The following is a 16,332-nucleotide window of genomic DNA, read 5'->3' on the forward strand; positions in this document are numbered from 1 at the left end:
TTAGTTTGCTAAAAGATTGATTTGCTGTATCAGAAGTATGACCGTAATGGTTGTGCTGAGCAGCGTGGAGATGAGTTGAAACGAGAAAGTGGGGCCTAGCCCGAGGATTTTGCTGCGCATGGGTTCCACATAAATGACATCGTTGGGCAACACATAAAACATCCTGTCGCCTATGAGTTTGCCACTGGTCACGTCCACCTGATAGACCACAGGCTTTCCGTCCACTTTTCTATACACCTTAATATTATTGCGCTTGGCATGTTCGGTGAGCCCCCCGGCCAGGGTGAGTGCTTCGTAAATGGTTATCCTGTTTTTAGTCATGTTGTAGATACCTTCCTTGCGCACCTCACCGAGCACATTGATGTAGTTGTTGATGAGCTTCAGCTCGATCCGGATACGCTCTCCGAGTATTTTTTGGGCTGCCTGCCTCACCTGCTCCTGTGCCTGACGAACCGTCATATTGGCCACGTAAATCTTTCCGATGTAAGGAAAAAGAATATACCCCTCATCATCCACATAATAACCAATCAAGGCCTGGTTGAACTGGTTCAGGAAGTTGATTCCCCCCATGGGCTCCATAAACTGCGAGAGCTCCTTCTCTATTGCCATTACCGAAACATAGAGGTAATCGTTGGGCTGAATCAGGTATTCCCTCAATAAATTCGGGTCTTCGGCAAAACGCCGTGCATAGCTGCTATCGTTGATTTCGTCGTATTGCATCAGCAGGAGTTTCTTCTGTGGGATACACGAAACTGCAAACAGCCCAAAGACAATGACGGCTGTTGTGAGCGTTGCAGATGACAACAACTTCCGGAACCCCTCTCTGGTCATGATCGTTTTGTTTTACGCAAATGTAGTTTATCGCAAAGTGTTTTCAAAACTCAATTCCTGCCACTTAGCCAAAATATTTTTCAGCAATTGCAAGCGGTCAACCGGTTTTTGCATGATGCAAGAGAATTCTTCCTCCAGTTTTCGGGGCAATTCATCTGTTTGCATGGCAGTCTGGACAATAAAAATTGTCCGTGCCAGCAGTGGAAATCGCCTGATCATCTCGGTCCGAAGGCGCTGTCCGTCCCATGGGGGTGGTAGGGTAAAATCCATGAGCACCACGTGTATCGGGCTTGTGGCCAGTGTGAACTCAAGGATGTTGAGTGCCTCGTTGCCGGAGTAGGCTACATACACCTCCGATGCTGCTGAAAGATAATCTTCGAGAATCCTAGCATTGATTCTGTCGTCCTCAACTATCAATACACTTAATTTCAACTCCCTGAACTGCTGCTCGATAGTTCGTATGGCAGCTTCGAGGCTATCGCCGCCCAGGGGTTCGAGCTGAAGCCGCCCGATGATTTTTCCGGGCTTTACGAGTTCAAAGTCCCATTGCAACCCGGCCTGTCGGGATAAGCTGAACAAGCGTGCAAAATTTTTGTCGAACATCCCGAGCTCATTCATCAACACCTGGTCGTTGGTTGCGCCGGGTTTCCTGATACGCTCGATCAGGCTGGCCGATAGTTCCAGGCCGATGTTGTCCACATTGATAATTACAGCTTTCTGATCGGGCGATCTGGACACACTTACCAGCACCTGTGCTCCGCGGCAATAGCGCAATGCTTTGCCCAGAAGCCAGTTAAGCGCATCACTCAAGATTGCCTGGTCGGTCAACACATGCACCATTCGCTCACCTTCAAGGGCAATACCAAGGCCTGTCTCGAGCGAGAGCTGGCGCTGGCCTGCAACGGCATTACTCAGCACATCGGCCAGATTCACAGCCTCAATCTTGTACTGAACCGACTGCACGCCTTCAGCACCTTCGCTGCGTATTACCTTGTTTTTCAGCTTCTCAAGCGCCCTGATGGCATCTTCAATGCGTTGCCGGTTCGATGCATCTATGCCCGACCCGGCATCCTCCTTCATGAGCCGCAGCATACCATACAAAGCGCTGAGCTGTGTGCGTATTTCAATGAGCTCATCTTGGCTGTATGCTGGAAGCTCGCTGGGCGAAACAGACCGCAGCGGAAGCGTTGCCTCTGCCTCAAAGGCCTCGACTGACGGTCTGGCTGCTTCTGCTTCGATGGGCCGCTTTTCCTGTTCGGCTTCGATCCCGAAAGTGACAAGAAACTTTTGCCCTTCGATCTCTTTGAAACTCACCTGCACCGGCAATAACCAACCCTGAGCGTTGAGCAACAAAAACCCCTCGTCAAACTCCCGCAGCACCTTACTTTCCAGGGGGTGTTCGCTGCCCTGTTTCCTCAACAAGATGCTGCGCAGCGGATTGCCATGCAGCTCATCCTCGGCAAATTGCGCCAGCGACACAAAAGCCTGATTCACAATAAGTATATCACCATCCATATCAGCCAGCAGGCATGGCTCACGCTTCAGATCGATCAGCGTGCGATAATAGGGCTTGTTGCTGAAGCTCTTCTGCTGACGTTTGTCGCGTCCCCCAAAATACGGCTGCGTTGGCATGGTGTATGATAGCTTCGCTTTATGATTTTGAACCTCGATTCATGGCAAACCTGAAAACTTCGGCCATGCGTTTACCAAAAACTTCCGGACTGAGCTCCTCATCGAAGAACTGCCTGCTACTGAAGGAAAGCGGCAGGTATTCAGTCTCGTAGTTTTTAAATATCCTCGCGGCAAGCGCAGCAAAAGCCACACCAGGACTGTCGAGCGGCAGACAGTATCCATTTCTGCCTTCCTGCACCACAGTGCTCACACCACCGGTTTGGGTGCTCAGCGATGGCAGGCCAAATGCAGAAGCTTCGGCAAAAACCACACCATAGCACTCGGCCCTGGTGGGCAGAATGAGAAAGTGATGGTCATAAAACAACGAGATAAACTGTTGATATTGAACCTCATCATTTTTATCGAGATAAGGAATGACCCTCATTTTGGGATGTTCAAAACCCTCAGGAGGCACACAGCCAACCACAGTCATCTCCGCATCAACACCCATACCGATCATGGCTTTCAACGCATCAAAAGCAATGTAGCCTCCTTTGCGGTACCACTCTACCCCCAGGAAAAGCAACCTGCAAACATTTCTATCCTTGGCCCGGATGGCTTCCATTACCACCTCACTTTCAGGAATCTGATCAAACTCCATGTTCGGACCAAAAGGAACAACGAACACTTTTTCGGGCGAAATGCCGTAATCCTCTATAGCCGATCTGGCGGCCCACTGCGAGGCCATGACCACAGCAGCCGATTTGCGCAAAACCATCCGCTCAATGAGATTACCCTCCCACACAGAAATGTCCATAAAGTCCCTGAACCATTCATAATAACCATAGAGACTTTTAAATGTGGTATCGCTCAGGTAAACTATGGGCAATTTTGATCTGACAAGCGCTATCTCGGTCGAACCACGCGGTGCAAACACGACGTCAGCCTGCAATCTGCTGAGTTTCCGGTTGAAAATCAACATGTATCGGAAGGCCAGATACAGGCTGTGGTCGAGATTGTAAGGCTTCGGGAAAAATCGTGCAATGCGGTTGTAAATCCCCCTCAGAACCTTCCGGCGTTTGACCGGCCCCATCAAAACCACATCCCCCACATATTTTTGAAGAATCATCACCATGTGGTATGTGATCCCCGACAACTTACGCTTGTCCATGGGATCAAACGAAGTCAGCACAGCAATTCTGATCCGGCGTCCGGCTTCCTGTGGTTGGGTCATCAGTCCGATCAAATAGATGTCATGTTTTGAAAGCCTAAAATTATTGCATTATTCAAATCCGTCTCCCGAATATTTCAATCATCAGCATTTGTTACCATTTTGTAAAGCGCAGTGCATTGTTTTACCCGGCAACTTATTTTTTTGTTGCATGTAAAAAAACCAAATTTGCTTCATATTTTTACAAAAATTTCTGTCAATACGCAATGCGTAAGACGTATTGACGTATCTAACAGCGAGTTGTATGATTATGGGCTATTTTACAATCCTTTCCGTTTTCGACCAATTCGTTGATTTCAACGTGTTTTCGGTAACAGTCTCTGTATTGGGGAGCTTTGTGGGCGCCATGCTGATTACCATGGTTGCCATACCTGTAATCATCAAACTCAGTGCACGCTACAACCTGATGGACAAGCCCAACCAGCGGAAAATGCACAAAAATCCCATTCCTACCCTCGGTGGTGCTGGCTTTTTCCTTGGCTTCATCCTGATCAGCCTGTTCTGGATTATTTTCAAAGGCCACACCAGCGACCTGGTGCTTTTTGCCTCCATGCTGGTTTTGTTCGTCATGGGTATTTTCGACGACCTGAAGGATCTGAGCGCAAAATTCAAGTTCATGGTGCAAAGCCTTGTGGCGCTGCTCATTGCATTCTTCGGGTATAAAATTGAGTCGCTCAACGGTATTTTTGGCATCTACCAGATGCATCCGGTGATTCAGTACGCATTCACAGTATTTTTGGTTGTAGGGCTGGTCAATGCCTTTAACCTGATTGACGGGATTGACGGACTGGCCGGTGGCCTGGCATTTATCAACTCAATGGCCATGGGCACCATCCTGCTGTTTCAGGATAATGTGTTGTACAGCCTGATGGCATACACATTCGCCGGAGCTTTGCTCGGGTTTCTGGTCTTCAACTTCAATCCCGCCAAAATCTTCATGGGCGACACAGGTTCGCTCATTGTAGGCTTCCTGATGGCACTGTTCGGCATTGTGGTCATCAAAGGCGGATATACCCTGGCTGCCGAAGCCCCTGCAAAAACTGCCAGCTTTACCGTGGTTATTGTCGGAATCATGCTGTTGCCGGTTTACGATACCCTGCGCGTGTTCACCGAGCGCATCCTCAAAAAGAAATCACCCTTCAGCCCCGACAAAACGCACGTGCACCATCTGCTCATCGAAACCGGAGCCGACCACAAAAAAGCCGCAATCATCCTCTACAGCGCCAACATAGCCATCATCGTGCTGGCCTTTATCTTCCGCTACTACCCTCCTACCTTCTCCATTCCGTTTCTGTTTATTATCGGAGCTATTTTCAGCGAAAGCATCAACATCAAGCGGCTGCTGATCGAGCTTCGCCGCGGCAAACAAGCCGCCAAAGCCATCGAGGACATCACCGATAAAAACCAACTGCTCGACAGGGAGCTATAAACGCTAAATGCCATGGAAATCAAAGAAATCATCTACCTCGTTGAAGACAACAAAGCGTTCGGACTGCTCACCCAGAAAAAACTTGAAAAAGAATTCGGCTGCCAGGTAAAACATTTCGGAACGGGCGAAGAAATGCTCGAATTTCTCGACAACAACCCGGATCAACAACCAGGCATCATCATCCTCGACTATTACCTGAACAGCATGGTCGAAACTGCCAGAAATGGCGAAGAAATCCTCGAAGAGCTCAAGCTGCGCAAAAAAAATAACAAAATACCCCGCAAACTACCCATCATTATGCTCACAGCAGCCAACGAACTCAAAATGGCTGTCAACCTGTTGCAAGCCGGAGCTGTAGATTACATCCTGAAAGATGACGTATTCATCGAAAACCTGAGCAAAACCATACACAACATCCGCAACCTCCGCAACTACGAAGCCGAAATCGAATCGCACAAAGCCAAAGCCAAAGCCTACCGCAAGCGGATCATCATTATGGGTACGGTCATCGTGGTGCTGCTCGTATCGCTGGTTGTATTTATCCTAACGAAATAAGTTAGATCTTCAGGTAACGGTCAACCGAAAACTTTCCCGAACCGGTGACAATCAGCGTGATGTAACTTAGCAGATACATCAGCGCCAGTTCTTTGCGTGCAAACGGATCGCCTGCATGCACCATAAACGCCGCCACCGCCATCGTAATTGCCAGTGGAATGGCTGCCAGACGGGTTCCCAGTCCCAGAAGAATGAGCAGACTGCAAACCACCTCGGCAAACACCGCAAGCAATAGCGAGGGAAGCGTCCCGATACCAAGTGGATCCGGAAAAACAATCTCCTGTCCGGGAAGCAATTTTGCCAGCTTGGGCAAACCATGTGTCAGCATCATCAGGGCAAGCGCCACCCGGAAAAATAAAAGCCACAGGCTCAAAAGCCCGTCATTCATCCTGACCGAAAATAATCCTCTGAGCATAGGTTCCAGGTTGAGTTTGTATTTAAGACCCCAAAATTCTGCTATTTTAGCCGACCACCAGCAAAAAACAATCGCAATGATACCAAAAGTTTCCACCCTTGGCGGCTATATCTTTGAATATCAGAAAAGTGTCACAAACCCAACGGGATTCTGGTCGAATATTGCCGACAGCTTCTACTGGCGCAAAAAATGGAACAACATTCTTGACTGGGACTTCAGGCGGGGCTATGTCAAATGGTTTGAGGGTGCAAAGCTGAACCTGACCGAAAACATTTTCGAACGCCAGCTCTTTTTCCGATCTTCCCAAACCGCCCTCATCTGGGAACCCAACGATCCCAACGAAGACTTCCGCAAAATCACCTACGGCGAGCTGTTCAGCCAGGTGGAACATTTTGCAGCCGTGTTGTCCGGGCTTGGAATCAAAAAAGGCGACCGGGTGGCCATTTACATGCCGATGGTTCCGGAACTGGTTGTAGCTATGCTGGCCTGTGCACGCATTGGCGCAGTGCACTCGGTAGTATTTGCCGGCTTTTCGGCACAATCGCTCTCGGAGCGCCTGATGGATGCAGGTGCCCGCATGCTCATCACCAGCGATGGCGGTTATCGCGGCAATAAAACCATTCCCATCAAAGCTATTGCCGACGAGGCCATGAACGCCTGCCGCTGCGTAACGACAGCCATAGTGCTCAGGCGCACAGGCGAAGATGTGCCCATGGCGGAAGGCCGCGACTTGTGGTGGCACGACCTCATGCAAAAGAACTATCCACCCGTGCCTGCTGCCGAAATGGATGCCGAAGACCCGCTATTTATCCTCTACACCAGTGGTTCAACGGGTAAGCCTAAAGGACTGGTACACACCACTGGCGGATACATGGTTTACACGGGCTATACCTTCCGAAATGTATTTCAATACGGCGATGGCGACATCTATTTCTGCTCAGCCGACATTGGCTGGATTACCGGCCATTCCTATCTCGTGTATGGTCCCCTGCTCAACGGCGCCACAGTGGTGATGTTCGAGGGAATACCTACCTGGCCTGATGCCGGTCGCTACTGGGAAATCATCGATAAACATCAGGTCAACCAATTTTACACGGCCCCCACTGCCATCCGCAGCCTCATGGCCCTTGGCCTGGAGTGGGTCGAAAATAAAAAACTCACAAGCCTCAAGGTGCTCGGCACAGTGGGCGAACCCATCAACGAAGCTGCCTGGCATTGGTATCACGACCATATCGGCAAAAACAAATGCCCTATTGTGGACACCTGGTGGCAAACCGAAACCGGAGGCATTATGATCAGCCCGCTGGCCGGCATCACCCCCACCAAACCCGGCTATGCCACCATGCCTCTGATGGGCGTTCAACCGGTGATCATGGATCAGGAAGGAAGACAGTTGCTGGGCAACAGTGTTGAAGGCAATCTTTGTATTGGTTACCCCTGGCCCGGTATGGCACGCACCATTTGGGGCGACCACGAGCGTTTCGTGCGCACCTATTTCAGCCATTACCCCGGACTCTATTTTACAGGCGATGGGGTGAAACGCGACGAAGATGGCTATTACCGCATCCTCGGCCGTGTGGACGATGTGATCAATGTTTCGGGTCACAGACTCGGAACTGCAGAAATAGAGAACGCCATCAACGAACACCCGCTTGTTGACGAATCGGCCGTAGTAGGTTTTCCACACCCCATCAAAGGACAAGGCATCTATGCCTTTGTGGTGTGCACACACTTCAGCACAGGCGGCGAAGAAGGTATCCGCAATTCGATCCGTATGGCGGTGAGCAATATGATCGGCCCATTTGCGAAACCAGATAAAATTCTCATCGTCAAAGGATTGCCAAAAACACGTTCAGGAAAAATCATGCGCCGCATCCTGCTGAAAATTGCCGAAGGCAAGACCACCGACTTTGGCGACACCACTACCCTGCTCGACCCGGAGATCGTGAATGAAATCGTGCAGCTGGCAGCCCGGAATGATGAATAATCCTGCCCAATCAAGCTACAACAAGTCACATCTCACTGCATATCAAAATGTTAACACATAACCAAGCAAACAGCGCTGATGCCTACTTCGACCTTGGCTGCGGTAGGTGTCCGCTGGGAGGCACCCCGAAATGCAAAGTAAACACCTGGCGCGAGCTGCTGCTATCCATACGCCAGCTGATGCGGCAGACCGGATTGAAGGAAGAACGCAAATGGGGCGTGCCTTGCTATACAGACAATGGCAAAAACATCGTCATCATCGGGGCATTTAAAAACTACTGCAGCATCGCGTTCTTCAAAGGTGCGCTCATGACCGACCCATATGGCTTGCTTCAAAAACCTGGCGAGAACAGCCAGGAAAGCCGCATCATTAAACTCACCAGCCCCGACCAACTGAACGAAAACGCCGGAAATATCCTTGAGCTTATAGCGCAAGCCATTGAAATAAAGCGAAAAGGCCTGAAATTCCCAAAAAACACCACCCTGCCTGCCATACCGGCCGAACTTCAGGAAAGCTTTGACCAGTGGCCCGGGTTCGAAATGGCTTTCCGCAATCTCAGCCCTGGTAAACAGCGCGAATACGTTTATTATTTCAATCAGGCCAGGCAACAATCCACCCGAATATCACGCATCGGGCGCAGCCGCAGCAAAATCATGTCGGGCAAAGGCCTCAACGAAAAATAAAAAAACCCGGACATTAGCCCGGGCCAAGCGTGTTTATGTCAGAAAAGCAAGAAGACGTAAAACAAAAAACCGATTGATCGTTAAAATTTTCGATTTAAGCTGAAATACCAAAGAAACCTGGCATTGGGAAAGGAGCATTCCTGCTCCTTTCAATGCCAGAAATTTGGGTTAGTGAGTTGAGGTTGCTATTTTTTCAATGAACTTTTCGATAATCTGAGTTTGCATCAGAGATAAAAATACAGCACGGCCACACCCTCAAAACAAAACGTTTTGTGGCATGGCATGGCCGTCATATGTCGAACACGGTTTTACCATAATGAACGCAGGCTGATCGACCAAAGCTTGTTGAACTGCCTGGCCAGCCTGTTTTGTGCTCCCAACCTGTTGTTCCAGATGGAAGGCTGGGAGGTATCGGGCTTGCGGAAACTCGACAAAGGCCAGCGCACCAGGTCAACCATTGGCTTGCGACGCTCTTTCCTTTTGAACAATCCGAACATGTCAGTGAGTATTTTTTGAATTTGTAAATGAGTTATTTAAGAGACATTGTCAATGCCTGTAATCCCTTTGTTGCCTGGGTACCCGGCCGGTTTATGCTGCATCAGGTATCGCAAAAACGGGAAAAGGACGTCAAACCATTAACAATATCAATTCCCAGATGCAAACGATTGCGCAAAGGTTGCAGCCCTGCTAAAGATTCACACGAATTCCGCTCTGATAAACAGGCCAGAGTTTTTTCGACGAACGGATGTTGAATGGTTGAGTGTGATTCAAATAAAAGATCTGCAATCCGCCTTCGCCATACAGGCTGATATATCTGTGCAGATTGAGGCCTGCTCCTAAAGATGTTGTGGTGGACAGCTGTATTCCGCTGATGTTTTCGTATAGCCTTTCGCGCCCTATGATATTGTCCTTCTGATATTTGTTAACAGTATTGATGGCAGCAACCCCTTTTTCAACCGTCACATGCTGGGCAGTGTAGAGATTGACCAGCCTGGTTTGCACAAATTCGTATCGCATTCCAACGGGAACGCCTAAATACAGCAGCGTCTGGTTGTATTCGAGATAAACGCCGTCGAGCGGGAAAGTACGGGTGTAGGTATTGAGTTTGGTGTAAACCAGTCCAGTCTCAAATGCCAGTTTTCGCGACAGGGGAAGCGAAACCCTGAAACCAAGAGAGAGCGGTGCTTCCAGGCGGCTTTCGTCAATGTCTTTCAAAAAGCGGGTATCAAAAACCATGCGACCCTGGAATGGGTCCGGGCCATACCGATAGTTCAGGATGTTGTTGAATAAGCCATTCTGACCAACGATGGAAGCCGGCGCAAAATTGTAGTTGAATGCCAGGGCTGTTTTGTTCCGTTCTCCGGAAACATAATCCACAAGCTCTGCAATGTTTTCTTCCTTCAGTTTTTCGAGCATCTCATCCAAAGCCATACGCACTGCCTCATCCGAAAGTGGCACCTGGGTCAGTGCTCCGACAGGGCTGGTATCTTCGGATCTGATGGACTCCGTATTTTCTTGTGGATCAACGACAGCTGCCAGTTCGGTTTTCCCTACTGACTGTAAATCAACGCTATGCTGGATATTTTCAGGGCGTTGCGGCGCTGTTTGTGTGGTATAAAGCTTTCCTGAATCTTTGGCCTGAGACAGCTCAATGGCATTATCGGAGGCAGTTGCTCCGGGCGCTTCAACGGCTGCTCCGGTATCGGAGGCTGAGACTTCAGCGGTTTGCGTTGCGGGTAGCGTGGTGCTTTCTTGCTTCTGGAGCACAAATGGCAGGCTGATGAGCAACAAAAGTGCAGCTGCAATGGCAGTTATCCTGTAGATGACCAATCTGCGACGTCTTTGCTGTGCAGCCTGTATGGCTTCCCAAACGCCTTTGGGAGGCTCGGGAGCCCAGTTGTTTAGTTTTTCGCGGAAAATTTCCGCTATTTTATCTTCCTTACTGTTCATCGCCTCTGTCTTTTTTTCCAAGCCGCTGCATCAGCCATTGTCTGGCCCGGGCATATTGCGACTTGGATGTTCCTTCGCTGATATTCAGCATATCACCAATTTCCTGATGGCTGTAGCCCTCGATGGCAAAAAGATTGAACACCGTCCGGAACCCCGGTGGCAGCGTCTGGATCAACGCCAGTAGCTCGCGCTCCGAATATTGATCCACCGGTGTAGCCTGCTGACTTGACATTCCTCTCAATGCTTCGAGCTCAGCTGTATTTTTTAACACGTCGTTTTTTCTCAACTTCTCCAGTGCGGTGTTTACCACGATCCGGCGAACCCAGCCCTCGAGCGAACCCTCGAACCGGTATTGCCCCAGGTGGTTGAAAACCCTGATAAATGCCTCCTGCAGATAGTCTTTGGCCGTATCTGCATCATTGGCATACCTCAGGCAAACCCCGTACATCCGGGGGGCAAAGGTGTCGTAGAAAAGCTTCTGGGCTTTGGCGTCACCTTTGAGGCAGTCTTTGATCAGTTGTTTTTCGTCCATCACACCGGTCAAAAACGCCCTTTCTCCCCGTCTAAGGCTTGTAGATGAAAAGGCATGGATTAAAGTTGCAGCTTATCTCAAATTTCTGCTTCAAAATTAGATGAAATTGAACCAAAAAACTACTTTATGCACGCTTAGACTTAAAATCGAAAAAGGTTGTCCGAAGCGCTTGCCGGACAACCTCTTTAAAACGCAAACCAAGGATAATTAGGGTCTTGGGCCAGCTTCGACGAGCTTGCGTCCTTCTTCGGTGTCGGTATATTTTTCAAAGTTGTTGATGAAGAGTTTGGCAAGCATATCGGCTTTGCGGTCGAACTCAGCAGGGTCGGCGTAGGTATTTTTTGTAAACAGGATGTTGGGGTCGATGCCTGGCAGTTCGGTGGGCACTGTTAGCCGGAAACGTGGTGTCACGCGGGTGGGTGCCTTTTCGATGCTGCCGTCGAGGATGGCATCGATGATGGCACGTGTCACTTTGATCGGGATACGCTTGCCGGTTCCGTTCCAGCCGGTATTTACGAGATAAGCTTTTGCTCCGGCGGCTTCCATGCGTTTCACCAACTCGATGGCATATTTTGTGGGATGCAAGGCCAGGAAAGCATTGCCAAAACATGCGGAGAAAGTCGGCTGTGGCTCGGTGACGCCACGCTCAGTGCCAGCCAGCTTGGCGGTGAATCCCGACAGGAAGTGATATTTTGTCTGTTCGCTGTTCAGTATGGCTACCGGAGGCAATACCCCGAAAGCATCGGCGGTGAGGAAGATAACCTTGGTGGCATGACCGCCCTTCGATACGGGTTTCACAATCCTTTCGATGTGATAGATGGGATAGGAAACACGCGTGTTCTCGGTTTTTGATGCATCCGAAAAATCGATAGACCCATCGGGGCGTACGACCACATTTTCGAGCAGCGCATCGCGACGTATGGCATGGTAAATATCCGGTTCGTTCTCCTCGCTCAGGTTGATGCACTTGGCATAGCATCCGCCTTCGAAATTGAACACCCCATCGTCATCCCATCCGTGTTCGTCGTCGCCAATGAGCCAGCGCTTGGGGTCGGTTGAAAGAGTGGTTTTGCCTGTGCCCGACAACCCGAAGAAAATGGCTACATCCCCTTTCTCACCCATGTTGGCCGAGCAGTGCATGGAAGCAATACCCTTGAGCGGGAGGTAGTAATTCATCATGGTGAAGATACCTTTCTTCATTTCGCCTCCATACCATGTGCCGCCTATGAGCTGCATGTGTTCGGTCAGGTTGAACACGACAAAATTTTCGCTGTTCATTCCCATTTCCTTCCAGCGGGGGTTGGTAGTTTTGCTGGCCGTAAGCACGACAAAATCAGGCTTATAGGTCTTGAGTTCTTCTTCGGTGGGCCGGATAAACATATTTTTGACAAAATGGGCCTGCCAGGCTACTTCCATCACAAACCTGACGCAAAGCCTGCTGTCGGGGTTGGCGCCGGCAAAGGTGTCCATCACATAGATATCTTTTCCTTCGAACTGGGCTGCCGAGATGGCTTTGAGATATTTCCAGTGTTCGGGATCGAGCGGGCGGTTGTCGTTTTTTCCCTGGGTGGACCACCAGACGGTATCTTTGGAAATATCATCATAGACGATGTATTTGTCTTTGGGCGACCTGCCGGTGAAAATACCTGTATCTACCGCAACAGCGCCGGTGTTGGTCACCACGCCTTTTTCGTAACCCTGAAGGGCCGGGTTGGTTTCGTGTTCGAATAAGGTGTCGTAATCGGGATTGTAATAAATCCTTCCAACGCTTTTAATGCCGTAGCCTGCCAGGTCGGCCCTGAGTTTTGGTTCGTCGAATTGCATAAGTTGCGTGTTTGGTGAGTTATTGATTTTTTCGTGACAGGCTGCAAAATTAAAAAAAGCAGTCCCTTCTAAAACGATTGCGGAAAAAATATACCCACCTGCAGATTGCTCAGCCTGCTTGAGGCTTATGACCCGGAAACATAAAAAACAAACAGCGCCGCCTTTCGGGCAGCGCTGTTTTTCAAATAGTTAAAGATTTATTTTCCGGACTATTTGGATTTTTTCTTATCCTTCTTGTCCTTTTTGGTTTTAGCATCTTTTTTGGCTTTCTGGGCCATTTTTTCGCGCACGGCAGCCTGGGCAGCTGCAAGACGGGCGATTGGCACACGGAAAGGTGAGCAGCTCACATAGTTGAGGCCGGCTTCGTGGCAGAATTCGACCGAGCTGGGTTCGCCACCATGTTCGCCGCAGATGCCCAGTTTGATGTCAGGACGGGTTTTGCGGCCCTTCTTCACAGCCATCTTCACCAGTTTGCCCACACCATCGCGGTCGAGCACTTCGAAGGGATCGTGCTTGAGGATGCCTTTTTTCTTGTAGATGTCGAGGAATTTGCCGGCATCGTCGCGCGAGTAGCCGAAGGTCATCTGGGTGAGGTCGTTGGTGCCAAAGCTGAAGAATTCGGCAGATTGGGCGATCTCATCGGCGGTTACGGCAGCGCGGGGCACCTCGATCATGGTTCCGACGAGGTATTCGATGCTGTCGCTACGCTCGGCAAACACAGCTTCAGCTGTTTTGCGGACGATGTTTTCCTGCATGCGCATTTCGGCCAGGGTGCCGGTGAGGGGGATCATGATCTCGGGCAGGGCTTGGATGCCGCGTGCTTTGAGGTTGAGAGCAGCCTCGATGATGGCACGGGTTTGCATCTCGGTGATTTCGGGATAGGTGTTGCCCAGGCGGCATCCACGGTGGCCGAGCATGGGGTTGAACTCATGGAGTTCTTCCACCTTGTGTTTGATTTGTTCCACGCTAAGGCCCATCACCTCGGCCATTTCTTTCTGGCCTTTTTCGTCGTGGGGCACAAATTCATGCAAGGGCGGGTCGAGCAGGCGCACAGTCACGGGCAGGCCTTCCATGGCTTCGAAGATGCCTTCGAAGTCTTCGCGCTGGATGGGAAGCAGCTTTTCGAGCGCTTTGCGGCGTCCGGCTTCGTCGCTGGCGAGAATCATCTCGCGCATGGCAACAATCTTGTTGCCGCCGAAGAACATATGCTCGGTGCGGCACAAGCCGATACCTTTGGCGCCGAAGTTGCGGGCTACACGTGCATCGTGCGGGGTGTCGGCATTGGTGCGTACGTACATGCGCGATTTTTTGTCGGCCAATTCCATCAGCTTGCCGAAATAACCGCTGAGTTCGGGTTCTTTGGTTTCGATGCGTCCTTCGTAAACTTCACCGGTTGAGCCATTGAGCGAAATGAAATCACCTTCCTTGAAGGTCTTGTCTCCCATGGTCACGGTGCGGTTCTTGTAGTCGATCTTGATGGTGCCGGCGCCCGAAACGCAGCATTTACCCATACCGCGGGCAACTACAGCAGCATGGCTGGTCATACCGCCGCGTGCGGTGAGGATGCCTTCGGCCACGTTCATGCCCTTGAGGTCTTCGGGTGATGTTTCGATGCGTACCAGTACGACTTTTTTGCCCTGTGCAGCCCAGGTTTCAGCCTCATCGGCGTGGAATACAATCTGTCCGGTGGCGGCACCAGGCGAAGCGGGCAGACCTTTGGCAAGCACCTTGGCTTTTGCAAGGGCAGCCTTGTCGAATACGGGGTGAAGCAGTTCGTCGAGACGGTTGGGCTCAACGCGGAGCAGGGCTTCGTTCTTGGTGATCATGCCTTCTTCGAGCATCTCGATAGCAATGCGCACCATGGCAGCGCCTGTGCGTTTACCGTTGCGGGTTTGCAGGATCCACAGCTTGCCTTCCTGAATTGTGAACTCGAGGTCCTGCATATCGCGGTAGTGGTTTTCGAGTTTCTGCTGCAGATCGTCGAGCTCCTTGTAAACTTCGGGCATCACCTCCTCAAGTGAGGGATACTTAGCTTTGCGCTCTTCTTCGCTGATGTTTTGCAAAGCAGCCCAACGACGCGAGCCTTCGAGGGTGATTTCCTGGGGTGTGCGGATACCGGCCACCACGTCTTCGCCCTGTGCATTGATCAGATACTCGCCGTTGAAGATGTTTTCGCCTGTAGACGAATCGCGGGTAAAGGCCACACCTGTACCAGAGTTTTCGCCCATGTTGCCAAACACCATTGCCTGAACGTTAACAGCAGTGCCCCACTCTTCGGGGATGTTGTTCAGCTGGCGGTAAACAATGGCACGTTCGTTCATCCAGCTGTTGAACACAGCTATGATAGCACCCCAGAGCTGTTCCCAGGGATCGGCAGGAAAATCCTTACCGGTAGCTTCTTTCACAGCTGTCTTGAAGCGGTGGACAAGTTCCTTGAGGTCGTCGGTGGTGAGCTCGGTGTCGAGTTTTACCCCTTTTTCTTCTTTGATGTGGTCGATGATTTCTTCAAAGGGATCGTGGTCTTCCTTCGATTTGGGTTTCATTCCCAGCACAACGTCGCCATACATCTGTACGAAACGGCGGTAGGAGTCCCATGCAAAGCGCTCGTTTCCGGTTTTGCGGGCGAGGCCTTCTACAGCCTGGTCGTTCAGACCGAGGTTGAGCACGGTGTCCATCATGCCGGGCATCGAAGCACGCGAACCGGAGCGTACCGACATGAGGCAGGGGTTGTTGGGATCAGCAAAGCTGGTGCCCATTACTTTTTCTACTTTGCGCATGGCCTCTTCCACCTGCTCCTTGATGAGCGAAACCACATAATCGCGGCCCTTCTGGTTGTAGAGGGTGCACACCTCGGTGGTAATGGTGAAGCCGGGAGGCACAGGCATGCCAATGAGGTTCATTTCGGCCAGATTGGCGCCCTTGCCACCCAAGAGGTTGCGCATTGAGGCGTCTCCATCGGCTTTGCGGTCGCCGAAGAAGTAAACATACTTTGTTTTAGCCATTGTAAATCGTTTAGATTATGTTGATAATGTGAAGATTATGCAGCGTTTGCATCTTCTTTTTAAGGAGTTGCAAAGATAAGAAACTGCCGCAAAGCAACAAGCCTGATTCAGACCATTTTACATCTGCCCGATTGCAAACGGTTGAGGCGGGCATCCTGATAATCCCCCGTTCTGCAAAAGGCTATGGTGTTTCATCATGGCCGTCAAGTCCGATAATATGTTGCAAACGGCCGTCGCACGACTATTTAAACGATTTCTAAATAATCCGGCAGCAAAGCGAAT

General features: G+C 50.5%; 13 protein-coding genes. 4 read left to right on the forward strand and 9 right to left on the reverse strand.

From position 1 onward, the window contains the following. Genes IPM52_05990 through IPM52_06000 form a run of 3 tightly spaced genes read right to left on the reverse strand, consistent with a single transcriptional unit; the run spans position 1 to position 3,688 of the window. A complete protein-coding gene (locus tag IPM52_05990; protein ID MBK9291156.1) occupies positions 1-831 on the reverse strand; it encodes a polysaccharide biosynthesis/export family protein in 831 nt (276 codons plus the stop codon). A 27-nt stretch (positions 832-858) separates the two neighbouring features. After that, positions 859-2,463, reverse strand: a complete 1,605-nt coding sequence (locus tag IPM52_05995; protein ID MBK9291157.1) for a response regulator — start codon at positions 2,461-2,463, stop codon at positions 859-861. A gap of 19 nt (positions 2,464-2,482) precedes the next feature. Continuing rightward, positions 2,483-3,688, reverse strand: coding sequence for a glycosyltransferase family 4 protein (locus IPM52_06000; protein MBK9291158.1), 1,206 nt, complete (start codon positions 3,686-3,688; stop codon positions 2,483-2,485). Between the two features lie 235 nt (positions 3,689-3,923). Between IPM52_06000 and IPM52_06005 the strand changes: the two genes are divergently transcribed. After that, positions 3,924-5,102, forward strand: coding sequence for an undecaprenyl/decaprenyl-phosphate alpha-N-acetylglucosaminyl 1-phosphate transferase (locus IPM52_06005; GenBank protein ID MBK9291159.1), 1,179 nt, complete (start codon positions 3,924-3,926; stop codon positions 5,100-5,102). Between the two features lie 12 nt (positions 5,103-5,114). Beyond that, positions 5,115-5,657, forward strand: coding sequence for a response regulator (locus tag IPM52_06010; GenBank protein MBK9291160.1), 543 nt, complete (start codon positions 5,115-5,117; stop codon positions 5,655-5,657). Between the two features lies 1 nt (position 5,658). Here the strand turns inward: IPM52_06010 and IPM52_06015 are convergent, their stop codons facing one another. Next, entirely contained in the window at positions 5,659-6,045 is a 387-nt protein-coding gene (locus tag IPM52_06015) for a DoxX family protein (GenBank protein ID MBK9291161.1), read from the reverse strand. A gap of 103 nt (positions 6,046-6,148) precedes the next feature. Here IPM52_06015 and acs point away from each other — a divergent pair, with 103 nt between their 5' ends. Together acs and IPM52_06025 are read left to right on the forward strand one after the other, a co-directional pair. Further along, the gene (gene acs / locus IPM52_06020; GenBank protein ID MBK9291162.1) at positions 6,149-8,059 is read left to right on the forward strand and encodes an acetate--CoA ligase; all 1,911 of its coding nucleotides are present in this window, start codon (positions 6,149-6,151) and stop codon (positions 8,057-8,059) included. A 47-nt stretch (positions 8,060-8,106) separates the two neighbouring features. After that, a complete protein-coding gene (locus IPM52_06025) occupies positions 8,107-8,742 on the forward strand; it encodes a DUF1801 domain-containing protein (GenBank protein ID MBK9291163.1) in 636 nt (211 codons plus the stop codon). 308 nt (positions 8,743-9,050) lie between these two features. Here IPM52_06025 and IPM52_06030 read toward each other — a convergent pair whose 3' ends face one another. The 5 genes from IPM52_06030 to IPM52_06050 form a co-directional block, all read right to left on the reverse strand. Further along, complete coding sequence (locus tag IPM52_06030; GenBank protein MBK9291164.1) at positions 9,051-9,239, reverse strand: hypothetical protein; 189 nt, start codon at positions 9,237-9,239, stop codon at positions 9,051-9,053. Between the two features lie 190 nt (positions 9,240-9,429). Then, on the reverse strand, positions 9,430-10,692 hold the full coding sequence (locus tag IPM52_06035) for a hypothetical protein (GenBank protein MBK9291165.1): 1,263 nt from the start codon (positions 10,690-10,692) through the stop codon (positions 9,430-9,432). Beyond that, a complete protein-coding gene (locus tag IPM52_06040) occupies positions 10,682-11,224 on the reverse strand; it encodes an RNA polymerase sigma factor (GenBank protein MBK9291166.1) in 543 nt (180 codons plus the stop codon). Before IPM52_06040 ends, IPM52_06035 begins: the two co-directional genes overlap by 11 nt. 207 nt (positions 11,225-11,431) lie before the next feature. Then, on the reverse strand, positions 11,432-13,048 hold the full coding sequence (pckA, locus tag IPM52_06045; GenBank protein MBK9291167.1) for a phosphoenolpyruvate carboxykinase (ATP): 1,617 nt from the start codon (positions 13,046-13,048) through the stop codon (positions 11,432-11,434). Between the two features lie 209 nt (positions 13,049-13,257). After that, positions 13,258-16,050 (reverse strand): pyruvate, phosphate dikinase, encoded by a 2,793-nt coding sequence (locus IPM52_06050; GenBank protein MBK9291168.1) that lies wholly within the window; start codon positions 16,048-16,050, stop codon positions 13,258-13,260. Positions 16,051-16,332 lie beyond the last annotated feature (282 nt).

Source organism: Bacteroidota bacterium (assembly GCA_016715945.1).
Lineage (GTDB): Bacteria > Bacteroidota > Bacteroidia > Bacteroidales > F082 > JALNZU01.

What these genes read in the sequence shown, in the direction of transcription:
- IPM52_05990 (MBK9291156.1), bottom strand. Translation starts at nt 831, where the DNA reads ATGACCAGAGAGGGGTTCCGGAAGTTGTTGTCATCTGCAACGCTCACA.
- IPM52_05995 (MBK9291157.1), bottom strand. Translation starts at nt 2,463, where the DNA reads ATGCCAACGCAGCCGTATTTTGGGGGACGCGACAAACGTCAGCAGAAG.
- IPM52_06005 (MBK9291159.1), top strand. Translation starts at nt 3,924, where the DNA reads ATGGGCTATTTTACAATCCTTTCCGTTTTCGACCAATTCGTTGATTTC.
- IPM52_06010 (MBK9291160.1), top strand. Translation starts at nt 5,115, where the DNA reads ATGGAAATCAAAGAAATCATCTACCTCGTTGAAGACAACAAAGCGTTC.
- IPM52_06015 (MBK9291161.1), bottom strand. Translation starts at nt 6,045, where the DNA reads ATGAATGACGGGCTTTTGAGCCTGTGGCTTTTATTTTTCCGGGTGGCG.
- acs (MBK9291162.1), top strand. Translation starts at nt 6,149, where the DNA reads ATGATACCAAAAGTTTCCACCCTTGGCGGCTATATCTTTGAATATCAG.
- IPM52_06025 (MBK9291163.1), top strand. Translation starts at nt 8,107, where the DNA reads ATGTTAACACATAACCAAGCAAACAGCGCTGATGCCTACTTCGACCTT.
- IPM52_06030 (MBK9291164.1), bottom strand. Translation starts at nt 9,239, where the DNA reads ATGTTCGGATTGTTCAAAAGGAAAGAGCGTCGCAAGCCAATGGTTGAC.
- IPM52_06035 (MBK9291165.1), bottom strand. Translation starts at nt 10,692, where the DNA reads ATGAACAGTAAGGAAGATAAAATAGCGGAAATTTTCCGCGAAAAACTA.
- IPM52_06040 (MBK9291166.1), bottom strand. Translation starts at nt 11,224, where the DNA reads ATGGACGAAAAACAACTGATCAAAGACTGCCTCAAAGGTGACGCCAAA.
- pckA (MBK9291167.1), bottom strand. Translation starts at nt 13,048, where the DNA reads ATGCAATTCGACGAACCAAAACTCAGGGCCGACCTGGCAGGCTACGGC.
- IPM52_06050 (MBK9291168.1), bottom strand. Translation starts at nt 16,050, where the DNA reads ATGGCTAAAACAAAGTATGTTTACTTCTTCGGCGACCGCAAAGCCGAT.